At 59.0% G+C, this 26,182-nt stretch carries 25 protein-coding genes; 13 read left to right on the top strand and 12 right to left on the bottom strand.

Features of this window, described 5'->3' with window-relative positions; translation table 11 throughout:
- Nucleotides 1-2: 2 nt before the first annotated feature.
- The 4 genes from astB to IM314_RS05370 are packed head-to-tail and all read right to left on the bottom strand — an operon-like array spanning nucleotide 3 to nucleotide 5,050.
- Complete coding sequence (gene astB / locus IM314_RS05385) at nucleotides 3-1,328, bottom strand: N-succinylarginine dihydrolase (protein ID WP_045630133.1); 1,326 nt, start codon at nucleotides 1,326-1,328, stop codon at nucleotides 3-5.
- Nucleotides 1,315-2,802: a succinylglutamate-semialdehyde dehydrogenase gene (gene astD / locus IM314_RS05380; RefSeq protein ID WP_193358724.1), complete on the bottom strand. Its 1,488-nt coding sequence runs from the start codon at nucleotides 2,800-2,802 to the stop codon at nucleotides 1,315-1,317. The genes astB and astD overlap by 14 nt, the downstream gene beginning before the upstream one ends.
- Nucleotides 2,799-3,833 carry an arginine N-succinyltransferase gene (astA, locus tag IM314_RS05375; protein ID WP_041910463.1) on the bottom strand — a complete coding sequence of 345 codons (1,035 nt, stop codon included), beginning with the start codon at nucleotides 3,831-3,833 and terminating at the stop codon, nucleotides 2,799-2,801. The genes astD and astA overlap by 4 nt, the downstream gene beginning before the upstream one ends.
- Nucleotides 3,830-5,050: an aspartate aminotransferase family protein gene (locus tag IM314_RS05370; RefSeq protein ID WP_028012790.1), complete on the bottom strand. Its 1,221-nt coding sequence runs from the start codon at nucleotides 5,048-5,050 to the stop codon at nucleotides 3,830-3,832. The genes astA and IM314_RS05370 overlap by 4 nt, the downstream gene beginning before the upstream one ends.
- A gap of 433 nt (nucleotides 5,051-5,483) precedes the next feature.
- Here IM314_RS05370 and xthA point away from each other — a divergent pair, with 433 nt between their 5' ends.
- From xthA to IM314_RS05340, 6 genes are all read left to right on the top strand, one after another.
- Nucleotides 5,484-6,290, top strand: a complete 807-nt coding sequence (xthA, locus tag IM314_RS05365) for an exodeoxyribonuclease III (protein ID WP_032644863.1) — start codon at nucleotides 5,484-5,486, stop codon at nucleotides 6,288-6,290.
- A gap of 6 nt (nucleotides 6,291-6,296) precedes the next feature.
- Nucleotides 6,297-6,980, top strand: coding sequence for a TVP38/TMEM64 family protein (locus IM314_RS05360; RefSeq protein WP_193358723.1), 684 nt, complete (start codon nucleotides 6,297-6,299; stop codon nucleotides 6,978-6,980).
- A 15-nt stretch (nucleotides 6,981-6,995) separates the two neighbouring features.
- Nucleotides 6,996-8,156 carry an ABC transporter substrate-binding protein gene (locus IM314_RS05355; protein WP_370529579.1) on the top strand — a complete coding sequence of 387 codons (1,161 nt, stop codon included), beginning with the start codon at nucleotides 6,996-6,998 and terminating at the stop codon, nucleotides 8,154-8,156.
- Nucleotides 8,129-9,658 (top strand): thiamine ABC transporter permease, encoded by a 1,530-nt coding sequence (locus IM314_RS05350; RefSeq protein ID WP_193358722.1) that lies wholly within the window; start codon nucleotides 8,129-8,131, stop codon nucleotides 9,656-9,658. Before IM314_RS05355 ends, IM314_RS05350 begins: the two co-directional genes overlap by 28 nt.
- Nucleotides 9,658-10,278 carry an ATP-binding cassette domain-containing protein gene (locus IM314_RS05345; protein ID WP_041910467.1) on the top strand — a complete coding sequence of 207 codons (621 nt, stop codon included), beginning with the start codon at nucleotides 9,658-9,660 and terminating at the stop codon, nucleotides 10,276-10,278. The genes IM314_RS05350 and IM314_RS05345 overlap by 1 nt, the downstream gene beginning before the upstream one ends.
- Before the next feature lie 73 nt (nucleotides 10,279-10,351).
- Complete coding sequence (locus IM314_RS05340; protein ID WP_193358721.1) at nucleotides 10,352-11,659, top strand: sulfurtransferase; 1,308 nt, start codon at nucleotides 10,352-10,354, stop codon at nucleotides 11,657-11,659.
- Here the strand turns inward: IM314_RS05340 and IM314_RS05335 are convergent.
- Together IM314_RS05335 and IM314_RS05330 are read right to left on the bottom strand one after the other, a co-directional pair.
- Nucleotides 11,656-12,273 carry a CDP-alcohol phosphatidyltransferase family protein gene (locus IM314_RS05335; RefSeq protein WP_060572848.1) on the bottom strand — a complete coding sequence of 206 codons (618 nt, stop codon included), beginning with the start codon at nucleotides 12,271-12,273 and terminating at the stop codon, nucleotides 11,656-11,658. The genes IM314_RS05340 and IM314_RS05335 overlap by 4 nt on opposite strands.
- Nucleotides 12,266-12,835 (bottom strand): carboxymuconolactone decarboxylase family protein, encoded by a 570-nt coding sequence (locus IM314_RS05330; RefSeq protein WP_041910470.1) that lies wholly within the window; start codon nucleotides 12,833-12,835, stop codon nucleotides 12,266-12,268. Before IM314_RS05330 ends, IM314_RS05335 begins: the two co-directional genes overlap by 8 nt.
- A 75-nt stretch (nucleotides 12,836-12,910) precedes the next feature.
- Here IM314_RS05330 and IM314_RS05325 point away from each other — a divergent pair, with 75 nt between their 5' ends.
- On the top strand, nucleotides 12,911-13,327 hold the full coding sequence (locus tag IM314_RS05325; RefSeq protein ID WP_193358720.1) for a pyrimidine (deoxy)nucleoside triphosphate diphosphatase: 417 nt from the start codon (nucleotides 12,911-12,913) through the stop codon (nucleotides 13,325-13,327).
- On the opposite strand, the gene IM314_RS05320 is transcribed toward IM314_RS05325, so the two are convergent.
- Nucleotides 13,287-13,559, bottom strand: coding sequence for a YnjH family protein (locus tag IM314_RS05320; RefSeq protein ID WP_193358719.1), 273 nt, complete (start codon nucleotides 13,557-13,559; stop codon nucleotides 13,287-13,289). The two genes, IM314_RS05325 and IM314_RS05320, sit on opposite strands and share 41 nt — an antisense overlap.
- A gap of 226 nt (nucleotides 13,560-13,785) precedes the next feature.
- On the opposite strand from IM314_RS05320, the gene gdhA reads away from it, so the two are divergent.
- On the top strand, nucleotides 13,786-15,129 hold the full coding sequence (gene gdhA, locus IM314_RS05315; protein WP_193358718.1) for an NADP-specific glutamate dehydrogenase: 1,344 nt from the start codon (nucleotides 13,786-13,788) through the stop codon (nucleotides 15,127-15,129).
- Nucleotides 15,130-15,188: 59 nt separating this feature from the next.
- Here gdhA and IM314_RS05310 read toward each other — a convergent pair whose 3' ends face one another.
- The 3 genes from IM314_RS05310 to IM314_RS05300 form a co-directional block, all read right to left on the bottom strand.
- Nucleotides 15,189-17,096, bottom strand: coding sequence for a DNA topoisomerase III (locus IM314_RS05310; RefSeq protein ID WP_047364334.1), 1,908 nt, complete (start codon nucleotides 17,094-17,096; stop codon nucleotides 15,189-15,191).
- Nucleotides 17,097-17,100: 4 nt separating this feature from the next.
- Complete coding sequence (gene selD, locus IM314_RS05305) at nucleotides 17,101-18,144, bottom strand: selenide, water dikinase SelD (RefSeq protein ID WP_028012777.1); 1,044 nt, start codon at nucleotides 18,142-18,144, stop codon at nucleotides 17,101-17,103.
- A gap of 116 nt (nucleotides 18,145-18,260) precedes the next feature.
- The gene (locus IM314_RS05300; RefSeq protein WP_193358717.1) at nucleotides 18,261-18,812 is read right to left on the bottom strand and encodes an NAD(P)H nitroreductase; all 552 of its coding nucleotides are present in this window, start codon (nucleotides 18,810-18,812) and stop codon (nucleotides 18,261-18,263) included.
- A 167-nt stretch (nucleotides 18,813-18,979) separates the two neighbouring features.
- Between IM314_RS05300 and sppA the strand changes: the two genes are divergently transcribed.
- From sppA to IM314_RS05280, 4 genes are all read left to right on the top strand, one after another.
- Nucleotides 18,980-20,836: a signal peptide peptidase SppA gene (gene sppA / locus IM314_RS05295; RefSeq protein ID WP_193358716.1), complete on the top strand. Its 1,857-nt coding sequence runs from the start codon at nucleotides 18,980-18,982 to the stop codon at nucleotides 20,834-20,836.
- Between the two features lie 63 nt (nucleotides 20,837-20,899).
- Entirely contained in the window at nucleotides 20,900-21,916 is a 1,017-nt protein-coding gene (gene ansA, locus IM314_RS05290; protein WP_028012774.1) for an asparaginase, read from the top strand.
- A gap of 9 nt (nucleotides 21,917-21,925) precedes the next feature.
- Complete coding sequence (gene pncA, locus IM314_RS05285) at nucleotides 21,926-22,567, top strand: bifunctional nicotinamidase/pyrazinamidase (protein ID WP_193358715.1); 642 nt, start codon at nucleotides 21,926-21,928, stop codon at nucleotides 22,565-22,567.
- Nucleotides 22,568-22,784: 217 nt separating this feature from the next.
- Nucleotides 22,785-24,041 carry a glycoside hydrolase family 18 protein gene (locus tag IM314_RS05280; protein WP_193358714.1) on the top strand — a complete coding sequence of 419 codons (1,257 nt, stop codon included), beginning with the start codon at nucleotides 22,785-22,787 and terminating at the stop codon, nucleotides 24,039-24,041.
- Nucleotides 24,042-24,100: 59 nt separating this feature from the next.
- On the opposite strand, the gene IM314_RS05275 is transcribed toward IM314_RS05280, so the two are convergent.
- Both IM314_RS05275 and msrB read right to left on the bottom strand, forming a co-directional pair.
- Nucleotides 24,101-24,379, bottom strand: coding sequence for a YeaC family protein (locus IM314_RS05275; RefSeq protein ID WP_193358713.1), 279 nt, complete (start codon nucleotides 24,377-24,379; stop codon nucleotides 24,101-24,103).
- Nucleotides 24,380-24,420: 41 nt separating this feature from the next.
- Nucleotides 24,421-24,834 (bottom strand): peptide-methionine (R)-S-oxide reductase MsrB, encoded by a 414-nt coding sequence (gene msrB, locus IM314_RS05270; RefSeq protein WP_028012770.1) that lies wholly within the window; start codon nucleotides 24,832-24,834, stop codon nucleotides 24,421-24,423.
- Between the two features lie 341 nt (nucleotides 24,835-25,175).
- On the opposite strand from msrB, the gene gapA reads away from it, so the two are divergent.
- Nucleotides 25,176-26,171, top strand: a complete 996-nt coding sequence (gene gapA, locus IM314_RS05265) for a glyceraldehyde-3-phosphate dehydrogenase (protein ID WP_006809136.1) — start codon at nucleotides 25,176-25,178, stop codon at nucleotides 26,169-26,171.
- Nucleotides 26,172-26,182 lie beyond the last annotated feature (11 nt).

Below are 26,182 nucleotides of genomic sequence, written 5' to 3'. Positions count from 1 at the left end.
CTTTAGCGCTGGAACGGGTAAACCGAGCCCAGCTGCAGGATTGACGATAATGCGTCCAGCGCCTCGCGCCCTTCGCGCAGCAGCTGCGGGTCAACCAGATCGGCCTGCGTTAACCGGTCGCGATAGTAGCGGTCCACCCAGTCGTTCAGGGTGTTAAAGAGCGTCTCATTCATCATGACTGCCGGGTTAACGGCCTGTATTTCATTTGGCGTTAACACGACCCGCAGGCGCAGACAGGCGGGGCCACCGCCGTTAGCCATGCTTTCACGCAGGTCAAACACGCGCAGCTCGTCAATCGGGTTATCGGCCTTCACCAGTTCGGTGAGGTAGCGCCACACGCCCCGATGATCCCGGGACTCCTGCGGCAGCACCAGCATCATGCTGCCGTCATCGCGGCTCAGCAGCTGGCTATTGAACAGATAGGTTTCGACCGCGTCCTGCACGCTGACCGCCTGCGTTGGCACCTGGATCGGCATAAAGCCCGGCACGCGTTCGCGCAGCGTGGCGAGCAGCTTATCCTGATGGGCAAAGGCCTGCTCATGGCAGAACAGCACTTGGCGGTTGGACACGGCAATCACGTCGTTATGGAACACGCCCTGGTCGATCACGTGCGGGTTCTGCTGGGCAAAAATCACCTGGGAAGGATTGACCTGGTTCAGGCGCGCAACCGCCTGGCTGGCCGCGAGCGTCTGACGCGCTGGATAACGGGTTGGCGCGGCGTGGCCGCCCTCTTCCCGCCCGTAGATAAACAGCTGCACGGCGGGATCGCCGTAATCGCCACCCAGCCGGTTATGGTTGGCCGCGCCTTCGTCGCCAAACATTGCCACCTGCGGCAGGGCCTGATGGATCTCAAAATGGGCGTCATGCTTGAAAATAGCGCGCAGCACGCGCTCGGTGGTGTCCGCTTCGGTGGCGCGATGAAACTTATTATTCAGGTTCGCCACCGTCAGATGGACTTTACCATCCAGCGTATCGGCTGACGGCGCGACAGTGGCCGCGTTGGCCACCCACATTGAAGAGGCAGAGCTTGCCGCAGAGAGCAAATGCGGCGTCTGCGTACCTGCTTTTTCGACGACCTGCTCATCCGTACCGCTAAATCCTAGCTGGCGCAGCACCGCCACGTTAGGGCGTTCCTGCGGCGGGATCACCGCCTGCGGGAAGCCGGCATCCGCCAGCGCCTTCATTTTTAGCAGCCCCTGCTTCGCCGCCAGCTTCGGGTTGGAGACCTGAAAGCGGTGCTTCGTCGAGGCTTCATTACCAAAGGAGAGACCGGCATAGTGGTGCGTCAGCCCCACCAGCCCGTCAAAGTTGACTTCACGCGCTTTCATGGCCTTCTCCCTTCGTAAAATCGAGCCCCGGATTAAGCGTCTCCGGCAGCGTCAGCGCCGGGGTTTCCAGACTCGCCATCGGCCACGCGCAGTAATCGGCGGCATACCAGGCGCTGGCGCGATGGTTGCCCGAGGCGCCCACGCCGCCGAACGGCGCGGTGCTCGCCGCCCCGGTCAGCGGTTTATTCCAGTTCACGATCCCGGCACGCGCTTCCAGCAGCAGTTGTTCAAACTTCTCGCGATGCGGCGATATCAGCCCGCTCGACAGGCCGTAGCGGGTGTTATTCGCCATCGCAATGGCCGCATCAAAATCGTCGTAACGCCAGACGCACAGCAGCGGGCCAAACACCTCTTCATCCGGCACGCTGCTCGCACCGCTCATCTCTACGATGCCCGGCGTCAGCAGCGAGGTACCCGGCTGAACCTGCTTCGGCTCCAGCAGGGTTTTCGCCCCGCGCGCTACGTGGTCCTGCCAGGCGTTGAGCACATTTATCGCGGCCTGTTCGGAGATCAGCCCGCCGATAAACGGCTGCGGATCGGCATCCCACGCGGCAGGCACCAGCCGCGCGCTCACCTCTACCAGACGCTTCAGGAAGGTATCCCCCTGCGCGCCGCGCTTGACCAGCAGGCGGCGGGCGCAGGTGCAGCGCTGTCCGGCGGTAATAAAGGCGGACTGGATCGTCAGGTGCACCGCGGCATCGATATCGTCAGGATCTTCGACAATCAGCGGGTTGTTGCCGCCCATCTCCAGCGCCAGAATTTTCTCCGGCTGCCCCGCCAGCTGGCGGTGCAGCTGATAGCCCGTTCCGGCGCTGCCGGTAAACAGCAGGCCGTCGATATCGCTCAGCGCGCTCAGCGCCTGGCCGGTTTCCCTCCCGCCCTGCACGAGGTTCAGCACGCCCGGCGGCAGACCGGCCTGCTCCCACAGCTTCACCACCGCCTCGCCGGTTAACGGCGTGAGCTCGCTCGGTTTAAAGATGACGGTATTGCCCGCCAGCAGCGCGGGCACAATGTGACCATTCGGCAGATGCCCCGGGAAGTTATACGGGCCAAACACCGCCAGCACGCCGTGCGGACGGTGGCGCAGCGTGGCCGCGCCGTCCGGCATCTCAGTATGCTGCTCGCCGGTGCGGGTGTGGTACGCCTTAACCGAAATAGCGATTTTATTGATCATCGCCGTCACTTCGGTCGCCGCTTCCCAGCGCGGTTTGCTGGTTTCGGACGCGATGATGCGCGTCAGCTCGGCCTTGTTGGCCTCCAGCAGTCCGGCAAATTTTTCAATAAGCGCCTGGCGCTCGGCGAATGGCCGTTTTGCCCACGCGGGAAACGCGTGTCGTGCGGAACGGCAGGCCTGCTCGACCTGCGCGACGCTGGCGTCATTTCCCTTCCACAGCACCTCTTTTCCAACTGGATTGGTTTTTACGCGCTGTTCGCCTTCGCCCGTTACCCAGTCACCGTTAATCCATAATGTCATGCTGTTTTCTCCTCAGGGCAGAGACGCACCAGGCGAACCGTATCGCCGGCGTTACATTTCAGGGCATCCAGCTCTGCAGCTGTCAGCACCAGACGTTCACATTTCGGGTTGGTCCGCACCAGCATGGCGCGGAAGTTGGCGTAATTTTCGTTCGCCACCAGGCATGCCGGCCAGTCACCCGGCGCGGGCTGGCCTTCGGATACCTCAACCAGTCGGCTTTTGCGGATGGCGCGCACGCGGTCGATATCGCACTCAAGCGTTGGCCCGCCGTCAAAGATGTCGACATAGTTACGGTAGCGGAAGCCCTCTTTCTCCAGCACCGCGCGGGCAGGCGCGGTTTGCGGATGCACTTCGCCAATTACCGCCTGCGCTTCAGGCGTTAAGAAATGGGTATAGATAGGATGTTTAGGCATCAGCTCCGCGATAAACGCCTTCTGGCCGGTGCCGCAGAGATAGTCCGCCCGGCTGAACTCCATCGAGAAGAAGCGCTCGCCCAGGCTCTCCCAGAAGGGCGAGTAGCCTTTGTCGTCGATCACGCCGCGCATCTCTGCCACCACTTTTTCGTTAAAGCGATCGCGGAAAGCGGCCATAAACATAAAGCGCGATTTGGAGAGCAGATAGCCGTTGCCCTCTTTGCGCCACGCCGGGTCGAGGAACAGCGTACAGAGCTCGCTGGCGCCCGTGTGGTCATTGCAGAGAAACAGCGTGGGCAGCGCGTTATAGACGTTCAGCTCTTTCGAGGCGTGAACCATCGTGCCGACGCGGTAGTTATACCACGGGTCGTTAAGCCCGACGGCCACTTCAATGGCGCAGATCCCGGCCACGCTCCCCGTTTCGGTGTCTTCCAGCACGAACACGTAACCCTGTTCGCTTTTTGGCAACGTCCCCTGCCAGGTTTGCAGGGCGCGCTCAATGCGCGCCGACAGCGTTTTTTCATCGGCAGGAAGCGAGGTCAGCCCACCTCCCGTCTTACCGGCAAGCTGCATGAGCCCGGCAATATCGCCGCGCTCAACGGGACGGATGACCATCATGATGACACCCCGGATTTCACCTTCTCACACGCCAGCGCAAAACGATCCAGACCGGTTTGCACCTCTTCCTCGCTGACAATCAGCGCAGGGGCAAAACGCACCACGTTGGCACCGGCAATCAGCACCATCACGCCCGCTTTTGCCGCTTCCTGTGAAATAAGCTTCGCTTTTCCGGCAAACTCAGCCGTGAGCTCGCAGCCGATCAACAGCCCCAGGCCGCGAATTTCTTTAAACAGGCCAAGCTTGCCGTTGATGGCGTTCAGGCGCTCAACGAACCACTCGTGACGCTGCTTAACGCCCTTCAGCACCTCAGGGGTGTTAATGATGTCGAGAACCTGTCCGGCGACGGCGGTCGCCAGCGGGTTACCGCCGTAGGTGGTGCCGTGGGTGCCCACGGTCATTACGCTGGCGAATTTATCGGTGGTCAGCGTCGCGCCAATCGGGAAGCCGCCGCCCAGCGCTTTGGCGGTAGAGAGAACGTCCGGCGTCACGCCGTAGTGCATATAGGCATACAGCTCGCCGGTGCGGCCCACGCCGGTCTGCACTTCGTCGAAAATCAGGACCGCGTCATGACGATCGCACAGCTCGCGCAGCCCCTGCAGGAATGCCTTTTGCGCCGGAAGCACGCCGCCCTCCCCCTGCATCGGTTCGACAATCACCGCGCAGGTGGTGTCGTTAATCAGCTCGCTGGCGGACTGAAGATCGTTATAAATGCCGTGGCGGATATCCGGCGGCAGCGGAGCGAAATCCTGCGAATAAGAAGGCTGGCCACCCGCGCTCACGGTAAAGAGCGTGCGCCCGTGGAACGCATTTTTAAACGCCACAATCCCGCTCTTGTGCGTCCCAAATTTGTCGTGGGCATATTTGCGCGCCAGCTTCAGCGCCGCTTCGTTGGCTTCCGCGCCGGAGTTACAGAAAAAGACTTTTTCAGCGAAGGTCGCGTCAATCAGCTTTTTCGCCAGGCGCAGTGCGGGCTCGTTGGTAAAGCCGTTGCCGGTATGCCAGAACTTCGCCGCCTGGTCATTCAGCGCCTGACGCAGCGCCGGATGGGCATGACCCAACGCATTCACCGCAATCCCCCCGGCAAAGTCGATATACTCTTTACCCTGCTGATCCCACAGGCGTGAGCCTTCCCCGCGAACCGGAATAAAAGCCGCCGGAGCGTAAACCGGCATCATCCATTCATCGAAATTTTCACGCGTAATTGACAGAGACATAGCGACCTCATCCGGTAAATAAAAAGTTATTTGAATGTTAAATAATTGAGTGTTTGCACTGTGAATGTAGATTGCAGCCTTCGTGCCAGCCAGCGATAAAAATGCATAAACGGGGTGAGGTAACAGAATATCAATAGGTTACAATATGGAGTTATTCACTGTTAGTGCATAAAAAGTGAATATTTTTACGACAAGCGGCGCTTTGCCGCATGAAAATCAGAAAGAGTATGCACAGGCCAAATATAATTCTGGAATTGTGATCGCTCGCGAAATTTATCGGCCCTTTACGCCCTGTTTGAGGGCGAAGCGCGTCAGAATGGTGCAAATATTGCACCACCGGCATTATCTGTCGCAGTTATTGGTCGAACCCGGTAACAGTTGACGCAAATTCTGCTACCATCCATGCACTATTCACCTTGCACTGGCAGCGACTATGAAATTTGTCTCTTTTAATATCAACGGCCTGCGCGCCCGCCCTCATCAGCTAGAAGCCATTGTTGAGCAACATCAGCCAGATGTGATCGGCCTGCAGGAGACCAAGGTACACGACGACATGTTCCCCCTCGAAGAGGTGGCGAAACTCGGCTACAACGTCTTTTACCACGGTCAGAAAGGTCACTATGGCGTCGCGCTGCTCACTAAAGACACGCCGGTTTCCGTGCGCCGCGGCTTCCCCGGCGACGGTGAAGAAGCCCAGCGCCGCATCATCATGGCGGAAGTGCCTTCCGCGCTCGGGAATATTACGGTCATTAACGGCTATTTCCCGCAGGGTGAGAGCCGCGATCACGAGACAAAATTCCCGGCCAAAGCGAAGTTTTATCAGGATCTGCAGAACTATCTGACGACCGAACTGAAAAAAGAGAATCCGGTGCTGATCATGGGCGACATGAACATCAGCCCAACGGATCTGGATATCGGCATCGGCGAAGAGAACCGCAAGCGCTGGCTGCGCACCGGCAAATGCTCCTTCCTGCCGGAAGAGCGTGAGTGGATGGAGCGCCTGCTGGGCTGGGGCCTGGTGGATACCTTCCGCAATGCCAACCCGGAAACGCAGGATCGCTTCTCGTGGTTTGACTACCGCTCGAAGGGCTTTGACGACAACCGCGGCCTGCGTATCGATCTGCTGCTGGCGAGTACGCCGCTGGCGGAGCGCTGCATTGAAACCGGGATCGACTACGACATCCGCAGCATGGAAAAACCGTCGGACCACGCGCCGGTATGGGCTAAATTCAAGCTGTAATCGCGCGTGAACATACGAAAAACACTCTTCCTGTGCGCCCTTATGGGCGCATTTCTTATGACACTTGTCATTCTGCCGCCTGACACGCTCTCTCTGGCAGGAATTAAAACCCACCAGCAGACGCTACTCTCCCATGTCGACCACGCGCCGCTGCGTAGCGCGCTGATCTTCTTTGCGCTTTACGTGGCGGTTTCCGCTCTCTCGATACCCGGCGCGGCGGTTCTGACCCTGCTGGGCGGGGCGTTATTTACGCTGTGGGAAGGCACCGTGCTGGTTTCGTTTGCCTCCACGCTCGGGGCCACGCTGGCGATGCTCGCCAGCCGTTACCTGCTGCGCGACTGGGTGCAGCGGCGGTTTGCCCGACAGATGGCAACGGTAAATGCGGGCATGGCGCGCGACGGCGCGGGCTATCTTTTTGCCCTGCGCCTGATGCCGCTGTTCCCGTTTTTCCTGGTGAATTTACTGATGGGGCTGACCCGCATCACGGTCCGGCGCTACTGGTGGGTCAGCCAGCTCGCCATGCTGCCCGCGACGGTTATCTTTCTGAACGCCGGGCGGGAACTGGGAAAAGTGGCATCGCTGCGCGATATTTTGTCGCCGGGCGTGGTATTCGCCTTTACACTACTGGGGTTATTACCGCTGGTTACGCGCCGGCTGTTTTCCCGCTATCTCCCTGCTGATAAAAAGTGAGGCATTATGCGCCGTGTGCGTTTTTGCACGTTTCTGACCGGTCTGCTGCTGGCAGCCCCCCTCTATGCCGCCGACGGCTGGCAAGCTATTCAACAGCAGGCCAAAGGACAGACCGTCTGGTTTAACGCCTGGGGCGGCGATCCGGCGGTTAACCGCTACCTTGAGTGGGTCAGCGGTGAGATGCAAACGCACTATGCCATCACCCTAAAAATCGTCCCGCTGGCGGATGCCGCCGATGCGGTCAAACGTATTCAGACGGAAGCCGCCGCAGGGCGTAAGACCAACGGCTCGGTCGACCTCCTGTGGGTGAACGGCGAGAACTTCCGCACGCTAAAAGAGGCGAACCTGCTACAAACCGGGTGGGCGCAGAGTCTGCCCAACTGGCGCTATGTCGATACCCGTAAACCCGTTACGGAAGATTTTGCGATTCCCACCGACGGGGCGGAATCGCCGTGGGGCGGCGCGCAGCTGACTTTTATTGCCCGCAAAGCCAGCATGCCAATGCCGCCGGAGGATCCGCAGGCGTTGCTGGCGTACGCGCAGCAGCACCCGGGCAAGGTGAGCTATCCTCGCCCACCCGATTTTACCGGCACGGCCTTTCTTGAGCAGTTGCTGCTGACGCTTACGGCGCATCCCGAGGCGTTACAAAAAGCGCCTGATGATACGTTTGCCCAGGTTACGGCGCCGCTCTGGGCCTACCTCGATAAACTGCACCCGCTACTGTGGCGTGAAGGAAAAGACTTCCCTCCCTCACCCGCCCGGATGGATGCCCTGCTCGCCAGCGGAAGTCTGAACCTGTCGCTGACCTTTAACCCGGCGCATGCGCAGCAAAAAGTGGCGAGCGGCGAACTGCCTGCCGACAGCTACAGCTTTGGTTTTCGCGACGGGATGCTCGGCAACGTGCATTTTGTGGCTATTCCGGCTAATGCCAGCGCGAGCGCGGGGGCGAAAATGGTCGCCAATTTCCTGCTGTCGCCGCAGGCGCAGATCCGCAAGGCCGACCCGGCCATTTGCGGGGATCCGAGCGTGCTGGATGCGAAAACGCTGCCCGAAGGTGAAGCGAAACAGCTGCAGGCCCACACGCCTCAGGGGCTACCGAAGGTGATCCCGGAGCCGCAGTCCGCGTGGGTGAACGCGCTGGAGCAGGAATGGCTGCGTCGTTACGGCACCCGTTAGGCTGGCTTGTCTGGCTGGCGATGGCGGTGATTTATCTGCCGATCCTGCCCGCTGGCACCGTGCTGTTCGCACCGGCCTTTTCCGTGACGAACTGGCAGCGGCTGCTAAACGATCCTCAACTGCCGCAGGCAGCCGTTGCCACGCTGGTCTCAACGCTTATCGCTACGCTGGGGGCCTTGTTTATCGCCCTTTCCCTCGTGGCTCTTTTCTGGCCCGGCACCCGCTGGCGGCGCCTCAGCACGCGCCTGCCTTGGCTGCTGGCGATCCCCCACGAGGCCTTCGCCACCAGCGCGCTACTGCTGTTTGCCGAGGGCGGACTGTTTTATCAGGTTTGTACCGTCTGTTCGCCGCCGTTTGACCGCTACGGCGTAGGGCTGGGCCTGACGCTCGCGGTCAAAGAGAGCGCATTCGTGCTGTGGGCCATTTACGCCGTGCTGCCGGAAAAAGGGCTCGCGCAGCAGAAGATCGTCCTGCAAACCTTTGGCTACGGGCGCTTTCAGACGCTCAGCTGGCTGATCCTTCCGGCGATCGCGCCCGTCCTCGGGGCGGTGATGCTGGCGGTGCTGGCGTGGTCGCTGTCGGTTGTGGACGTAGCGATCGTTCTCGGGCCCGGCAACCCGCCCACGCTGGCCGTGCTGGCCTGGCAGTGGCTGAGCCAGGGCGACGCGCAGCAGCAGGTGAAAGGGACACTGCTGTGCCTGGTGCTCCTTCTTTTGCTGGCCGCGCTTGCCGCGCTGGGGTACGGCCTGTGGAAAGTCTGGCGTCGCGCGATTCCGGACCTGAGCGGAACGCGCCGCAGGTTGCATCTCGTCCTGCCTGAACGCGCATTCAGCGGCTTTTTGCCCGCATGCGGCCTCCTTTGCGCCGCCGTGCTGTTGATGCTGGCGCAGCGGGACGACGTAGGTCCCGTGGGAACCAGCCTCTCCTTCGGACTGCTTTCGAGCCTTATCGCCCTGATCGTCATTTTTCTCTGGCTGGAATGGGGGCCGCAGCGCGGCGCGGCGTGGGTGTGGCTACCGCTCGCCCTTCCGGCACTGCCGCTCGTCACCGGGCAATACGCGATTGCTTTGCATCTGGGTCTCGACGGAGACTTTATCGCCGTCCTCTGGAGCCATCTGCTGTGGGTGCTACCGTGGATGCTGCTGGTGCTGCAGCCCGCCTGGCGGCGGATCGATCCCCGGCTTATCCTTACCGCCAGAACGCTCGGCTGGCGGCGGGCAAAAATTTTCTGCCTGCTGAAATGTCCCCTGCTGGTGCGTCCTGCGCTGCTGGCCTTTGCCACCGGCTTTTCCGTCAGCATGGCCCAATATATGCCGACCCTGTGGCTGGGCGCGGGACGTTTCGCCACGCTGACCACCGAGACCGTCGCGCTCAGCAGCGGAGGCAGCATCCCGCTTCTCGCTAACCGTGCCCTGGGATTACTGCTGGTCACGGGCGTCGTATTCGGTCTTGCTGCGCTGTTATCCCGGCTCGCGGGCCGCTACCGTCAAGGATTACGCTAATGCTCAAGGTCAACGATCTCACCATCGAACCGCTTTTCCGCGAGGTCAATTTTTGCGTACCCCGCGGGAAGATTGTCACCCTGATGGGGCCATCCGGCAGCGGCAAATCGACCCTCTTTGCCTGGATGGTCGGCGCGCTGTCAGAGGATTTTCAGGCGCAGGGCGAACTGTGGATCGGCGAACGCCGCTGCGACGGTTTGCCCGTCAAATCCCGCGGTCTGGGGATTCTTTTTCAGGACGCGCTGCTGTTTGACCCTTTCAGCGTTGGGCAAAATTTGCTGCTGGCCTTGCCTGAGCGGATCGCGGGACGCGCACGGCGAGAAGCGGTCGAGCAGGCGCTGGATTCCGCCGGGCTTGGCGGTCATTACGACAGCGATCCGGCCACCCTTTCCGGCGGAGAGCGCGCCCGGGTGAGCCTGCTGCGCGCCCTGCTCGCAGAGCCGCAGGCGCTGCTGCTGGACGAACCGTTCAGCCGCCTTGATAAAGCGTTACGCACGACGTTCCGGACATGGGTATTTGACGCCGTCCGCGCGCGCAATATTCCGGTGGTGCTGGTCACCCATGACGAGGACGATATTCCGCCCGGCGGCGAGGTGATGGAGATTTCTCGCTGGCAATAATGTGCTAACGCAATGTTTTCCGTTTCGGGAGAGACGACAATGCCCCCCTCTTTTACTGACGTCAGGTTATTCGATGAAACGTGTTTCTCAACTGACCGCGCTGGCCCTGATCTGCGGCCTCGCCTCTTTTTCCTCTCAGGCTGCTGATATGGCCAACGCGATGACGCTGTCTCAGCTTCAGGCGCAGCACGGCGCGGCAATCGACACCCGCCCCAGCGCCTTCTATAACGGCTGGCCGCAGACCCTCAGCGGTCCTTCCGGGCACGAACCCGCTGCGCTCAACCTGGCAGCCGCCTGGCTTAGCGCCATGAGCGACGAGCAGATTGCACTTTGGGCAAAACAGCATCAGCTTACCCCTGCGACGTCCATCGCGCTGTATGGCGAGGAGAACGATAACCAGGCGGTGAAAGCCCGTCTGGAGAAAGCTGGTTACCGCCACGTTTCGCTGCTCAGCGATGCTCTGCAGACGCCCGACCGCCTGCAGCGCCTGCCCCACTTTGAACAGCTGGTCTACCCGCAGTGGATCCACCGGCTTCAGCAGAGCAAACCGGTGACCGCCGCACCGGCGGGCGAATGGAAAGTCATAGAGGCGGCCTGGGGCGCGCCGAAGTTTTACCTGCTTAACCACATTCCCGGCGCGGGCTACATTGACACCAACGAGGTGGAAAGCGAGCCGCTGTGGAACAAAGTCTCCGACGACAGGCTGAAAGCAATGCTGGCAAAGCACGGGATCCGTCACGATACCACCGTCATTCTGTACGGGCGCGACGTTTACGCCGCCGCGCGCGTGGCGCAGATCATGCTCTACGCGGGCGTGAAGGATGTGCGCCTTCTCGATGGCGGCTGGAAGGCGTGGTCAGATGCCGGTCTGCCGGTTGAGCGCGGTACGCCCGGCAAAGTGGCTCCTGCCCCTGATTTTGGCGCGCCGATCCCCGGCCAGCCGCAGCTGATGGTGGATATGGAACAGGCGCGCGGCATGCTGCACCGTCAGGATGCCTCCCTGGTCAGCATTCGTTCATGGCCGGAGTTTATCGGCGAAACCAGCGGCTACAGCTACATCAAGCCAAAAGGTGAAATTGCCGGTGCCCGCTGGGGTCACGCGGGCAGCGATGCCACCCATATGGAAGACTTCCATAACCCGGATGGCACCATGCGCAGCGCTGACGACATCGCCGCCCAGTGGAAGCGCTGGAATATTCTGCCGGAACAGCAGGTCGCGTTTTACTGCGGCACCGGCTGGCGGGCGTCCGAAACCTTTATGTACGCCCGGGCGATGGGCTGGAAAAATATCGCCGTCTATGACGGCGGCTGGTACGAATGGAGCAGCCACCCGCAGAACCCGGTCACCGCCGGAGAGCGCGGACCAAAGAGTGCTCTCTAACGGGTGAGTGACTTCAGCGTCACGTAGCCGCTCCAGATGCGCGTTGTGGTGGTCAACCAGCACAGCGCGCCGAATATCCACGCGAACAGCGTAAACTGTGCCGGAAACAGGCAGCACAGCACGAACAGCGCGATGGTCTCCGTCCCTTCCGTTAACCCGCCGATATAGTAAAACGACTTATGCGCATAGCCGGGGTTGTCGATATCGTGCTTCGCCGCCAGCGCGGCAAAGGCGAGAAAACTGCTGCCGGTGCCGATAAATGCAAACAACAGCCAGGCCGCCGCCAGCGCATTCGCTGCGGGTGCAGCCAGCGCAAAGCCAAACGGCACCAGCGCATAGAACAGAAAATCGAGGGCGATATCGAGAAACCCTCCCGCATCCGTCAGCCCTCTCCGACGCGCCAGCGCGCCGTCCAGACCATCCAGCAGGCGGTTCAGGACGATGGCGGCCAGCGCCGCCGGATACCAGCCGAGGGCCAGGAACGGCAACGCCAGCAGGCCGATGGCAAACCCGGCAAGCGTTAATCCGTCGGGCGTAACGCCCGGCTTATCCAGCACGGATACCAGACGGTCCAGAGCGGGTTTTACCCGCGGGTGCAGGTGACGGTCAAGCATCAGGCCTCCCTTTAAACGTGGCGCACAGCCCCTGTGCCGGTATATCCAGCGCGGCATTAAACCGGGCCGAGAGATTCTGAAAGGCAATGAGCGCCGTCATTTCAGTGATGGCATCATCCGTAAAGTGGCGTTTCATCGCCGTTTTGATTGCTTCATCCACCCGGGGCGGCGTGGCGGTCACCGCCTCCGCATAGGCCAGCGCCGCGCGTTCCTGTTCACTGAACACGTCAGAATCAGCCCAGCCGCTTACGGCCTGGACTTTATCCAGCGCGCCGCAGCGCTCGGCCAGGCGCAGGCTGTTGGCGTCAATACAGAACGCACAGTGGCACAGCTGCGATACGCGCGTCATAAGCAGCGAGCGCAGCACTGGCGTCAGGCGCGCTTTTCTGCGCTCCAGAAACCCCACAAACAAAGCGACCAGCCAGAACAGACGCGGCATGCGTCCCCACCAGCGCGTGGGGTTCAGCACGGCGCCGAAGTGTTTTTGCTGCATGGCGGCAATAGGTTTTACGCTCGCCGGAAGGGTTGGGATGGGCTCTACCCAGGTGGACGTCTCTTTCACCTGATTCTCCTGATGGCTGGACTCTTTGAAAGGGCACGATAATATGGCGTTTTTCGCTATCAAGTATTGACGACCATGCTAAAAACAGTCGATGTCGTTGCGGCCATCATCGAAAAAGACGACAAAATTTTACTGGCACAGCGCCCTGCTGACGCCGACCAGCCGGGAATGTGGGAGTTCGCTGGCGGCAAAGTGGAGGCCGGAGAAACCCAGCCTGAGGCGCTTATCCGCGAGCTGCGTGAAGAGCTGGGTATCGAGGCACAGCCTGAGCAGTACGTGGCGAGCCATCAGCGCGAGGTATCACAGCGGTTAATCAACCTGCACGCCTGGCACGTACCCCGCTTCAGCGGAGAGTTAACGGCGCACTACCACAGCGCGCTGGCGTGGTGTACGCCGGAAGAGGCTTTCAGTTATGAGTTAGCTCCGGCGGATATTCCGCTGCTGGAGGCGTTTATTCTTTTACGCGACGCCAGACCAGCGGATTCGTGCTGATGGTACGTTCATCGCGCTGGCACTGCAGCAGCACGCCATCCGCCTTCACGACGGCCCCTTCAGAATAGTTTTGATCCTGGTAGATGCAGCACTGGTTACATGGCTGCGCGCGCTGGCCGCTGGAGCTAAACACCTCCGGCGGCACGTTCACTTCTACATCCGGGCCAATGCGGTCAGCCTGCGCGCCTGCGGTCAACATCAATGATAACGCGGCCATCACGTAACGGTTCATAGACTTCTCTTCCTGTTGTGTCCTGATAATGACTATAACGGTAAATCGGGCAGAATCTTTAATTTAGCGCGCCATCGCTTTTTGTTATGACGCGGCCCGGGTCATTAATTTCCCTTTCGGTCCACATTTCTGCTTGCTTCACAAAGCGGTACGGGTGGTATAGTCAAAAAACAACACAAATCGCATAAGCAACATACATTAATGACTATAAGAGGTTCTTATATCTATGGATCAGACACGCTCTCTGGAAAGTTTCCTTGCCTATGTTCAGCAGCGCGACCCGCATCAAAGCGAATTTGCTCAGGCCGTTCGTGAAGTAATGACTACCCTCTGGCCGTTCCTTGAAGTAAACCCGCGCTATCGTCAACTGTCGCTGCTGGAACGTCTGGTTGAACCTGAGCGTGTGATCCAGTTCCGCGTGACCTGGGTGGATGACCGCAACCAGGTACAGGTCAACCGCGCCTGGCGCGTGCAGTTTAACTCCGCCATCGGTCCGTTTAAGGGCGGCATGCGCTTCCACCATTCCGTGAACCTGTCGATTCTGAAATTCCTTGGCTTTGAACAGACGTTTAAAAACGCGCTCACCACCCTGCCAATGGGCGGCGGTAAAGGCGGGAGCGATTTCGACCCGAAAGGCAAAAGCGAAGGCGAAGTGATGCGTTTTTGTCAGGCGCTAATGACCGAGCTCTACCGCCACCTCGGCCCGGACACCGACGTACCGGCGGGGGATATCGGCGTGGGGGCCCGCGAAGTGGGCTTTATGGCCGGGATGATGAAAAAGCTCTCCAACAACAGCGCCTGCGTCTTTACCGGCAAAGGATTATCGTTTGGCGGCAGCCTGATCCGCCCGGAGGCGACCGGCTACGGCCTGGTTTACTTCACCGAGGCAATGCTCAAGCGTCACGGTTTAGGTTTCGAGGGGATGCGCGTGGCGGTCTCCGGCTCCGGTAACGTGGCGCAGTACGCTATCGAAAAAGCGATGCAGTTTGGTGCCCGCGTGGTAACGGCCTCCGACTCTAAAGGCACGGTAGTGGACGAAGCGGGCTTTACGGCGGAGAAGCTGGCGCGCCTGTGCGAAATCAAAGCCAGCCGCGATGGCCGACTTGTTGATTATGCCGCGGAGTTTGGCCTGACGTATCTGGAAGGCAAACAGCCGTGGGGCGTACCGGTGGATATCGCCCTGCCGTGCGCCACGCAAAACGAACTGGACGCGGACGCTGCGCGCACGCTGATTAGCAACGGCGTGAAGGCGGTAGCGGAAGGGGCGAATATGCCGACCACTATCGAGGCGACGGATCTGTTCCTGGAGGCGGGCGTGCTGTTTGCGCCAGGCAAGGCGGCGAACGCTGGGGGCGTGGCGACCTCCGGCCTGGAGATGGCGCAAAATGCGGCGCGGCTCGGCTGGAAGGCGGAGAAAGTGGATGCCCGTCTGCACCACATCATGCTGGATATTCACCATGCCTGCGTCGAGTACGGCGGCGAGGCATCGCAAACCAACTACGTGCGCGGGGCGAATATCGCCGGGTTCGTGAAGGTGGCGGATGCGATGATTGGGCAGGGTGTGATTTAAGGTTTATATCGTGCGGCCGGGTGCCCTCTCCCACAGGGAGAGGGAGAAAACCGGGCGTATCAGGCCGCGCTCTTTTTCTTTTTGAACGGTTTCTTCGCGCCACCACCGGGTGCAACCATGCCTCTGAACCGCTTCACCGGCGTGCTGCGCGCCTGATCGATCAGCTGGTAAAGCGTCCCCACCAGCGGCTGCATAAAGTCCTGATAGCGGCACTGCTTTTCGCTGATTTGCGTCAGCACGGATTCCCAGTGCGCGGTCATGTCCGGCCTTGCGGCCAGCTCCGGCAGGGAGTGTATGAGCGCCCGGCCCGGTTCCGTTGAGTGGATGTAGCGCCCCTTTTTCTCAAGAAAACCTCGCTTAAAGAGCAGCTCGATGATCCCCGCGCGGGTTGCTTCCGTACCCAGTCCATCGGTGGCGCGCAGGATCTTCTTGAGATCTTTATCCTGCACAAAGCGGGCGATCCCGGTCATGGCTGACAGCAGCGTTGCATCGGTGAAGTGGCGCGGCGGCTGGGTCTGACGTTCAACCACTTCACCCTTCTCGCACAGCAGTTCGTCGTCTTTAGCGACCACCGGCAGCGGCGTGCCGTCGTTCTCCTCATCGCGCTCTTTGTTGCCTAGGAGCGTGCGCCAGCCCGCTTCCGCCAGGAAACGCGCTTTAGCGATAAACTTGCCTTTGGCAATTTCCAGCTCGATGACGCACTTGCGGAACACCGCGTCCGGGCAGAACTGCATCAGGTACTGACGGGCGATCAGGTTATAGACCTTCGCTTCGTTATCGGTAAGATTGACCTTACTGGCGCGCGCCGTCGGGATAATCGCGTGGTGGGCATCGACCTTTTTGTCGTCCCAGCAGCGGTTATGGGTGTCCGGGTTAACGACGGACTGCGGGAGCAGATCCGGCGCGTGGACGCCGATGGCATTCATCACAGAATGGCGTCCGGCAAAGTGCTCTTCCGGCAGATAGCGGCTGTCCGAACGTGGATAGGTGATGAGCTTATGGGTTTCGTAGAGTTTCTGGCAGATATCCAGCACGTTCTGCGCGCTGAGGCCAAAGCGCTTCGCGGCCTCAATCTGCAGAGCAGAAAGGGAGAACGGCAGCGGCGCGGGTTCTGATTCCCGTTTATCGTTATAGCTGGTAACGATGGCCGGCTGGCCGGTAATACGGTTAACCACATGCTCCGCCAGCGGACGGTGCAGCAAACGCCCCTCTTCATCCTGGTACGACTCGCAAGCGTCGCTCGGCTGCCAGACGGCGGTAAAGCGCTCGTCTTTCGGGGTGACGATATGCGCTTTCACTTCAAAGAAATCTTTGGCGACGAAGTTCTCGATCTCTTCGTCGCGACGCACCACCAGCCCCAGCACCGGCGTCTGCACGCGGCCCACGGAGAGTACGCCCTGATAGCCCGCGTTGCGCCCGAGGATGGTGTAGGCGCGGGTCATGTTGATGCCGTACAGCCAGTCGGCGCGGGCGCGCGCTAAAGCAGAGACGCACAGCGGAATAAACTCGCTGTTGGAACGCAGGCGCAAGATCGCCCGCTCAACGGCCTGCGGGTTGAGGTCGTTTATCAGGCAGCGCTGCACCTGCTGGCGCTTTTCCGGCGCCAGCTCCAAGTAGTCCAGCACTTCGTCCACCAGCAGCTGCCCTTCTCTGTCCGGGTCACCTGCGTGGACCACTTCCGTCGCCTCATGCAGGAAGCGCTTAATGACGTTGAGCTGTTTGGTGACGGACGGACGAGGCTGAAGACGCCACTTTTCCGGCACGATGGGCAGATCGTTGAGGTTCCAGCGGGCGTAGCGGCTGTCGTAGACGTCCGGCTGCGCCTGTTCAAGCAGGTGGCCGATACACCAGGTGACCACCTGCCCGTTACCGCATTCGATAAAGCCGTCGCCTTTGCGATGCGGTTTAGGCAGCACGTCGGCGATGGCACGGGCCAGGCTCGGCTTTTCGGCAATAAACAACCGCATCGAATTAACGGATCTCAATCATCGGTCGGCCGCCGCGGGCGGTCACCAGTTCGCCGATCGCCGTCAGGGTGATGCCAAACTCGGCGGCGGTTGCCTGAACCTCGGCTTCGGATTCCGGCGTGACGGCCAGCAGCAGGCCGCCGGAGGTTTGTGGATCGCACAGTAGGTTACGCCACGCCTCAGGCATTTCGCCCATCAGGTGACCGTAGCTGGCGAAGTTGCGCTGGGTACCGCCCGGAACCGCGCCCTGGGCAATGTACTCTTCCACGCCAGGCAGCTTCGGCACGTCCTGATACCAGACCTGCGCCTGCACGCCCGCGCCCTGACAGACTTCAGAGAGGTGCCCCAGCAGGCCAAAACCGGTGACGTCGGTCATCGCCTTTACGCCGTCGATATTGGCGAACGCCGCGCCGGCGAGGTTCATCTGGCACATGACTTCCGTCGCCAGACCTTTGTGCTCCGGTTTGAGCAGGGATTTTTTCTCTGCGGTGGTGAGCACACCAATGCCCAGCGGCTTTGTGAGGAACAGCTTGCAGCCCGCCTGCGCGGTGCTGTTGCGCTTCACGCGCTCGGTCGGCACCACGCCGGTAACGGCCAGGCCGAAGATAGGCTCTGGCGCATCAATCGAGTGGCCGCCGGCCAGCGCAATCCCCGCCTGCTGGCAGGCGAAACGCCCGCCATCAATCACCTCGCGGGCGATTTCCGGTGGAATGGTGTTGATCGGCCAGCCCAGAATGGCGATGGCCATGATCGGCTTACCGCCCATGGCGAAGATATCGCTGATGGCGTTGGTGGCCGCGATGCGCCCGAAGTCGAACGGGTTATCAACAATCGGCATGAAGAAGTCAGTGGTGCTGATAATGCTGGTGCCGTTACCTAAGTCATAAACCGCCGCATCGTCACGCGTTTCGTTGCCGACAAGCAGGTTCGGGTCGACAAACTTCGCCTGTTCACTGTGCAGAATGGTCTCCAGCACTTTCGGGGAAATTTTACAACCGCAACCGGCTCCGTGGCTGTACTGCGTTAAACGAATGGTTTGCTCGCTCATGGACGTCTCCTGTCATCTCAATCGCGCTATGGTAGCGCTCATTCCATAAAGAGGTAAGTATGACTGTCTGAATTCTGCGGCGGATGCTCAGAATCCAGACAGTTTAGCGCGTGTAATTAAAAACGGCTGACGAAAGGCGTGGTGTCCGGCACGCTAATGGTGCTGGAGGCTTTAAGCTGCGGGGTGCCGAGGTAAAGGAAACCGACAATTTTGTCGTGCTCACCGCAGGAGAATCCTGCCCGCACTGCGGCGCTCTCGGTCAGCGGCCCGGTGCGCCAGATACCGTTATAACCCTGCGCAACGGCGGCCATCTGCATCGCCATCACCGCACAGCCGGCAGACATTTCCTGCTCCCAGACCGGCACCTTATGGTCGGTCTGACATTTCGCCACGACAGCGATAATCATCGGGGCGCGGAACGGCGCGTTACGCGCCTTGTCGATACCTTTCTCATCCTGCCCGGCGGCAACTGCCCCCTGCTCCAGCAGCTGACTGAAGCGATCGCGGCCTTCGCCTTCAATCACAAAGAAGTGCCACGGCTGCAGCGTGCCATGATCCGGCGCACGCATACCGGCACGCAGAATGTTTTCCAGCTGCTCGCCCGCAGGGGCGGGTTCGGCCAGACGTGACGCGCTACGACGGTTAACAAGCAGTTCGAGTGCATCCATTGGTTAACTCCTTTCTTGAAATTTACTCACAAAATTAACACGACGGCAGATTTTGTTACAGCCTGGCAGGCGATTCCTGCTGACAAGTGGCGGTTGGGTCATTACGATAACCCAACATTACCGTCCAGTGGCGACGGAAACAGTCATTTTCTGGTTAGGGAGAATACATGCGAACCCTTTGGCGAATCTTTGCCGGTTTCTTTAAATGGACGTGGCGACTGCTCAACTTCGTCCGCAACCTGGTGATGAACATCTTCTTCATCCTTCTGGTTCTGGTTTGCGCGGGCATCTGGATGCATATCAGCAACGCGAATCAGGCGCAGCATTCGACTCGTGGGGCCCTGTTACTCGATATCACCGGCGTGATCGTTGATAAACCGTCCACCAGCAATCGTCTGGGGGTGATCGGCCGCCAGCTGTTTGGCGCGACGTCAGACCGCCTGCAGGAGAACTCCCTGTTCGATATCGTCGATACTATCCGTCAGGCCAAAGACGACCGAAACATCACCGGGATCGTGCTGGATCTGAAAGATTTTGCCGGCGGCGACCAGCCTTCTATGCAGTACATCGGTAAAGCGCTGCGCGAGTTCCGCGACAGCGGCAAGCCGGTGATTGCCGTGGGCGACAGCTACAGCCAGGGGCAATATTATCTGGCAAGCTTCGCCAATAAGATCTGGCTTTCGCCACAGGGAACGGTCGATCTGCACGGTTTTGCCACCAACGGCCTGTACTACAAATCGCTGCTCGACAAGCTGAAGGTCACCACCCACGTCTTCCGCGTCGGCACCTATAAATCTGCCGTGGAGCCGTTTATCCGCGACGATATGTCCCCTGCCGCCCGTGAAGCGGACAGCCGCTGGATTGGCGAGCTGTGGCAGAACTATCTGGGTACCGTTGCCGCTAACCGTCAAATTACCGCTGAGCAGGTGTTCCCTGGCGCTCGCGGCGTGCTGGATGGACTGCGCAAGGTCGACGGTGATACCGCGAAATATGCGCTCGACAACAAGCTGGTTGACGCGCTGGGCACCAGTGCAGATATCGAAAAAGCCCTTACCAAACAGTTTGGCTGGAGCAAAGAGGACAAAAACTACAGCGCCATCAGCATGTATGACTATGCTGCGAAAAAGCCGGACGACAGCGGCGACAGCGTAGCCGTGGTGTTTGCTAACGGCGCTATCATGGACGGTCAGGAAACCCCGGGGAACGTCGGCGGTGATACTACCGCGTCGCAAATCCGCGATGCACGCCTTGATCCGAAAGTGAAAGCGATTGTCCTGCGGGTGAACAGCCCTGGCGGCAGCGTTAGCGCTTCCGAAGTGATCCGCGCCGAGCTGGCCGCAGCGCGTGCCGCTGGCAAGCCGATCGTCGTATCCATGGGCGGCATGGCCGCGTCTGGTGGGTACTGGATCTCCACGCCTGCCAACTATATTGTGGCGAACCCAAGCACGCTGACCGGCTCGATTGGCATCTTCGGGGTGATTAACACCGTGGAAAACAGCCTGGATTATCTGGGTGTGCATACCGATGGTGTTTCCACGTCGCCGCTGGCGGATGTGTCGATGACCAAATCTCTGCCGCCGGAAGTTTCAGAGATGATGCAGCTGAGCATTGAGAACGGCTATAAACGCTTTATCACGCTGGTTGCCGACTCGCGTAAGAAGACGCCGGAACAGATCGACCAGATTGCACAGGGCCACGTCTGGACCGGACAGGATGCGAAGAGTAACGGTCTGGTCGACAGCCTGGGCGACTTCGACGACGCGGTGAAGAAAGCCGCCGAACTGGCGAAGCTCAAGCAGTGGCACGTTGAGTATTATCAGGACGAACCGTCGTTCTTCGATATGGTGATGGACAGCATGTCCGTCTCCGTACGCGCCATGCTGCCGGAGGCGCTGCAGGCGTACCTGCCGGCCCCGGTGACCACGGCTGCGAAAGCGATGAAGGCGGAAAGCGATAAGCTCGTGGCCTTTAACGATCCACAAAGTCGTTACGCGTTTTGCCTGACCTGCGCGAACGTCCGTTAAAAACCGTCCCCTCTTCCCGTGAAGAGGGGATTTTTTTCTTTTGAAGAACAAGAACTCACTACCATGCAGAAGAAATCGATTTATGTAGCCTACACTGGCGGTACCATCGGTATGCAGCGCTCTGAAAATGGCTATATCCCCGTCTCCGGCCATCTGCAGCGTCAGCTTGCGCTGATGCCTGAATTCCACCGTCCGGAAATGCCTGACTTCACCATCCACGAATACGAGCCGCTGATGGATTCCTCCGACATGACGCCGGAAGACTGGCAGCACATCGCGGATGACATTAAAGCCCATTACGACCAGTACGACGGCTTCGTGATCCTGCACGGCACCGACACCATGGCGTTCACCGCTTCGGCGCTCTCCTTCATGCTGGAGAACCTGAGCAAGCCGGTGATCGTCACCGGGTCGCAAATACCGCTGGCGGAGCTGCGCTCGGACGGGCAGATCAACCTGCTGAATTCCCTGTACGTGGCGGCGAATTACCCGATCAACGAAGTGTCGCTGTTCTTTAACAATCGCCTGTATCGCGGCAACCGCACCACCAAAGCCCATGCCGACGGTTTTGATGCCTTTGCCTCCCCTAACCTGCAGCCGCTGCTGGAAGCGGGTATTCATATCCGTCGTCTGGGAACGCCTCCGGCACCGAACACCGCCGGCGAGCTGATTGTGCATCCGATTACCCCGCAGCCGATTGGCGTGGTCACCATTTATCCGGGCATCTCCGCGGACGTGGTGCGCAACTTCCTGCGCCAGCCGGTGAAAGCGCTGATCCTCCGTTCCTATGGCGTCGGCAACGCTCCGCAGAACGGCGAATTTCTGAAGGAGCTTCAGGAAGCCAGCGAGCGCGGAATTGTGGTGGTAAACCTGACCCAGTGCATGTCTGGCAAGGTCAATATGGGCGGCTATGCCACCGGCAACGCGCTGGCGCACGCGGGGGTGATCAGCGGCTTCGATATGACCGTTGAGGCGACGCTGACTAAACTTCATTATTTACTGAGTCAGGATCTGGACATTCAGTCCATTCGCCGCGCAATGATGCAAAACCTGCGTGGCGAGCTGACCCCGGACGAATAAGGAGCTCTCATGAAGCAACGCGCCATGCTACTGGTCGATTTGCAAAATGATTTCTGCGCGGGCGGCGCGCTGGCCGTCGCCGAAGGTGACAGCACCGTTGACGTGGCAAATACCCTGATTGACTGGTGCAAAGCCCGCGGTGAAGCGGTTGTCGCCAGCCAGGACTGGCACCCGGCGAACCACGGCAGCTTTGCCAGCCAGCACAACGTTGAGCCTTTCACCCAGGGTGAACTCGACGGTCTGGCGCAAACCTTCTGGCCGGATCACTGCGTGCAGCAGACCGAAGGAGCGGAGCTGCACCCGCTTCTGAATCAGAAGGCCATCGACGCGGTGTTCCATAAAGGTGAAAACCCGGTTATCGACAGCTACAGCGCGTTTTTCGATAACGGGCATCGCCAGAAGACGGCGCTGGACGCGTGGTTACGTCACCATGAAATCACGGAGCTGATCGTGCTGGGTCTGGCGACGGATTACTGCGTGAAGTTTACCGTGCTGGACGCGCTCCAGCTGGGTTATACCGTTAGCGTCATCACCGACGGCTGTCGCGGGGTGAACATTCAATCACAGGACAGCGCTCAGGCATTTATGGATATGGCCGCCGAAGGTGCCACGCTGTATACGCTGGCAGACTGGCAGGAAACGCAGGCGTAGCCTTTTAAGCCGGGTGGCGCTGATGCTTACCCGGCCTACCTTTCCCCGTAGGCCGGGTAAGGCGCAGCCGCCACCCGGCAAAACACCCCCTCCGATCCCCATAAAGTGAACTCCCTCGCATCCTCAGCGAAGCGGCAATGCTATTCTCTTCAGGCTGTTTTTTCGCCACGCCTTTTCTGTGGCGTGGTTATTTTTATTAAGTCAAAGAGGAACTTGTATGAAACGTTTGCCCCTGCTGGCAGCATTACCCTTGCTTTGCGCGTCGCTTGCTTCCGCCGCGCCTCTGATGTCCGTGGGCTACTTTAACGGGGGTGGCGATGTCACCGCCGGACCGGGTGGCGATATCAATAAACTGGACGTTCGTCAGATCACCCACCTGAACTACTCGTTTGGGCTTGTTTATAACAACGAGAAAGACGAGACCAACCCCGCGCTGAAAGATCCGGCGAAGCTGCATCAAATCTGGCTGTCGCCAAAAGTGGCGTCCGATCTGGCCTTAATCCCCACTCTGCGTAAGCAAAACCCGAACCTGAAAGTCCTGCTCTCCGTTGGCGGCTGGGGGGCGCGCGGTTTCTCTGGCGCAGCGGCAACCCAGGAGAGTCGCGCGGTGTTTATCCGCTCCGCGAAGGAAATTGTTGAGAAATACGGTCTGGACGGGATCGATCTCGACTGGGAATATCCGGTCAACGGCGCGTGGGGGCTGGTTGCAAGCCAGCCCGCCGACAGGGATAACTTCACCGCCCTGCTGAAAGAGATGCGCGACGCGTTCGGGCAGAAAAAGCTGGTGACCATTGCGGTGGGCGCGAATGCGGAAAGTCCGAAAAGCTGGGTGGATGTCAAAGCCATCGCCCCGCTCCTCGACTACATCAACCTGATGACCTACGACATGGCGTACGGGACACAGTACTTCAACGCGAACCTGTATGACTCCAGCGCCTGGCCAACGGTGGCTGCCGCCGACAAATACAGCGTCGATTTTGTGGTGAACAACTATCTGGCCGCCGGACTTAAGCCGAAGCAGATGAACCTCGGGATCGGTTTTTACGGCCGCGTACCGAAACGTGCGGTTGAACCGGGCATTGACTGGAGCAAGCCGGACGCGCAAAAAAATCCGGTCACCCAGCCCTACTTTGGACCGCAGGAGATCGCCCTGTTTAAGTCGCTCGGCTATGACCTGACTAAAGATACCTACGTGAAGTACAACGATATCGTGAAGAAGCTGCTGAACGATCCGCAGAAACGTTTTACCGAGCACTGGGACGACCGGGCGCAGGTACCGTGGCTCTCGGTAAAGGGTGCCGATGGCAACGCGCTGTTTGCGATTTCGTATGAGAATCCGCGTTCTGTCGAGATCAAGGCGGACTACATCAAAGAGAAAGGTCTCGCCGGGGCGATGTTCTGGGAGTACGGAGCGGACGACAATAATCAGTTAGCGAAACAGCTGGCGGAGTCGCTCGGGATCCCGCATAAGTAGTAAGACACCAGGCCCTCTCCCACAGAGAGAGGGCCTGGTGAGGGCATCAACCCGCACCGTTATTGCATTTTGATCGTCGCAATCGGCTTCGGCGTGATGCCAAAATCTTCCTTCAGTTCGCGCTTGCTCTTCATCACCATCTGACCGTTAGTGTCGATAGTCATGTGTTGCGCAACGGTGTTATTGCGCGCCTGCCACAGCATCACCAACTGCAAACTGTTCTCTTTTTGCTCAGGCGTGAGCGCCACACCGTCCGGCCATTTTCCCAGCTCAACGGCGGTCACCAGACGCTGATAAACTTCCGGGGTCATCCCGTTAATCATGTCCTCAATATTCACGATCTCTCCCTTTCAAAGGAATAATTTGCTGAATCGTTTTTTCAACCCTTAATCTGGTCGCCGTTTTCATCATCGGTGAAGCTCATTGAGGCTGAATTCACGCAGAAACGCTCACCCGTTGGCTGAGGACCATCCGGGAAGACGTGCCCCAGGTGCGCGTCGCAGTTACCGCAGCGAATTTCCGTGCGCACCATACCGTGCGACGAGTCGGTCAGATAGCGGATTGCGTCATCGCTCACCGGCTCGTAAAAGCTCGGCCAGCCGCAGCCGGAGTCGTATTTCGTTTGTGAATTGAACAGCGGGGCATCGCAGACCAGACAGTGATAGACACCGTCTCGCTTGTTGTGCAGTAATCGCCCGGTAAATGGCGGCTCCGTGCCGTGATTCTGGGTCACGTAAAACTGCATTTCGGTGAGGTTTTTTTTCAGATCGTCAGGGTTATGTTGGTTCGACATATGCTTACATCTCGCTGTAGAAACAGACATCTTTTAACCCGGATTCTAACAAAACATTAACACCCTTGCGTGCACTTTTGTTCTAAACTTATGTGTCGCGAAAAGGCGGTCAGGCAATTGTGATCACGTTCACATTTTTATCCTGCGAGGACTTTAAAATTCCGGGCGCAGCCCCCATGTGGTTGCAAGCTCAAAGGGAAAGTGAGGCGAGTCAGTCGCACAAACGTTAGTCACAGGATTGATTTGTCGCAATGATTGACACGATTCCGCTTGACGCTGCGTAAGGTTTTTGTAATTTTACAGGCAACCTTTTATTCACTAACAAATAGCTGGTGGAATATATGACTATCAAAGTAGGTATCAACGGTTTTGGCCGTATCGGCCGTATTGTTTTCCGTGCTGCTCAGAAACGTTCTGACATCGAAATCGTTGGTATCAACGATCTCCTGGACGCTGAATACATGGCGTACATGCTGAAGTACGACTCAACTCACGGTCGTTTCGACGGCACCGTTGAAGTGAAAGACGGCCACCTGGTTGTTAACGGCAAAACCATCCGCGTTACTGCTGAGAAAGACCCAGCTAACCTGAAATGGAACGAAATCGGTGTTGACGTTGTTGCTGAAGCAACCGGTATCTTCCTGACCGACGAAACTGCACGTAAACACATCACTGCGGGTGCGAAAAAAGTTGTTCTGACTGGTCCTTCCAAAGACAACACCCCAATGTTCGTTCGCGGTGCAAACTTCGAAACTTACGCTGGCCAGGACATCGTTTCTAACGCATCCTGCACCACCAACTGCCTGGCACCGCTGGCTAAAGTGATCAACGACAACTTCGGCATCATCGAAGGTCTGATGACTACCGTTCACGCGACCACCGCTACTCAGAAAACCGTTGACGGCCCGTCTCACAAAGACTGGCGCGGCGGCCGTGGCGCGGCTCAGAACATCATCCCATCCTCTACCGGTGCTGCTAAAGCTGTAGGTAAAGTACTGCCAGAACTGAATGGCAAACTGACTGGTATGGCGTTCCGCGTTCCAACTCCTAACGTATCCGTTGTTGACCTGACCGTTCGTCTGGAAAAAGCTGCTTCTTATGAAGAAATTAAGAAAGCAATCAAAGCTGCTTCCGAAGGCCCAATGAAAGGCGTTCTGGGTTACACCGAAGACGACGTTGTATCTACCGATTTCAACGGCGAAGTGTGCACTTCCGTGTTCGATGCTAAAGCAGGTATCGCACTGAACGACAACTTCGTGAAACTGGTTTCCTGGTACGACAACGAAACCGGCTACTCTAACAAAGTACTGGACCTGATCGCTCACATCTCCAAATAAGTTGAGATGAG

It is taken from the genome of Enterobacter cloacae complex sp. P42RS, assembly GCF_014930595.1.
GTDB lineage: Bacteria > Pseudomonadota > Gammaproteobacteria > Enterobacterales > Enterobacteriaceae > Enterobacter > Enterobacter bugandensis.
Note: the sequence above shows the minus strand (reverse complement) of the source record. Positions and strands in the feature narration are given on the sequence as shown.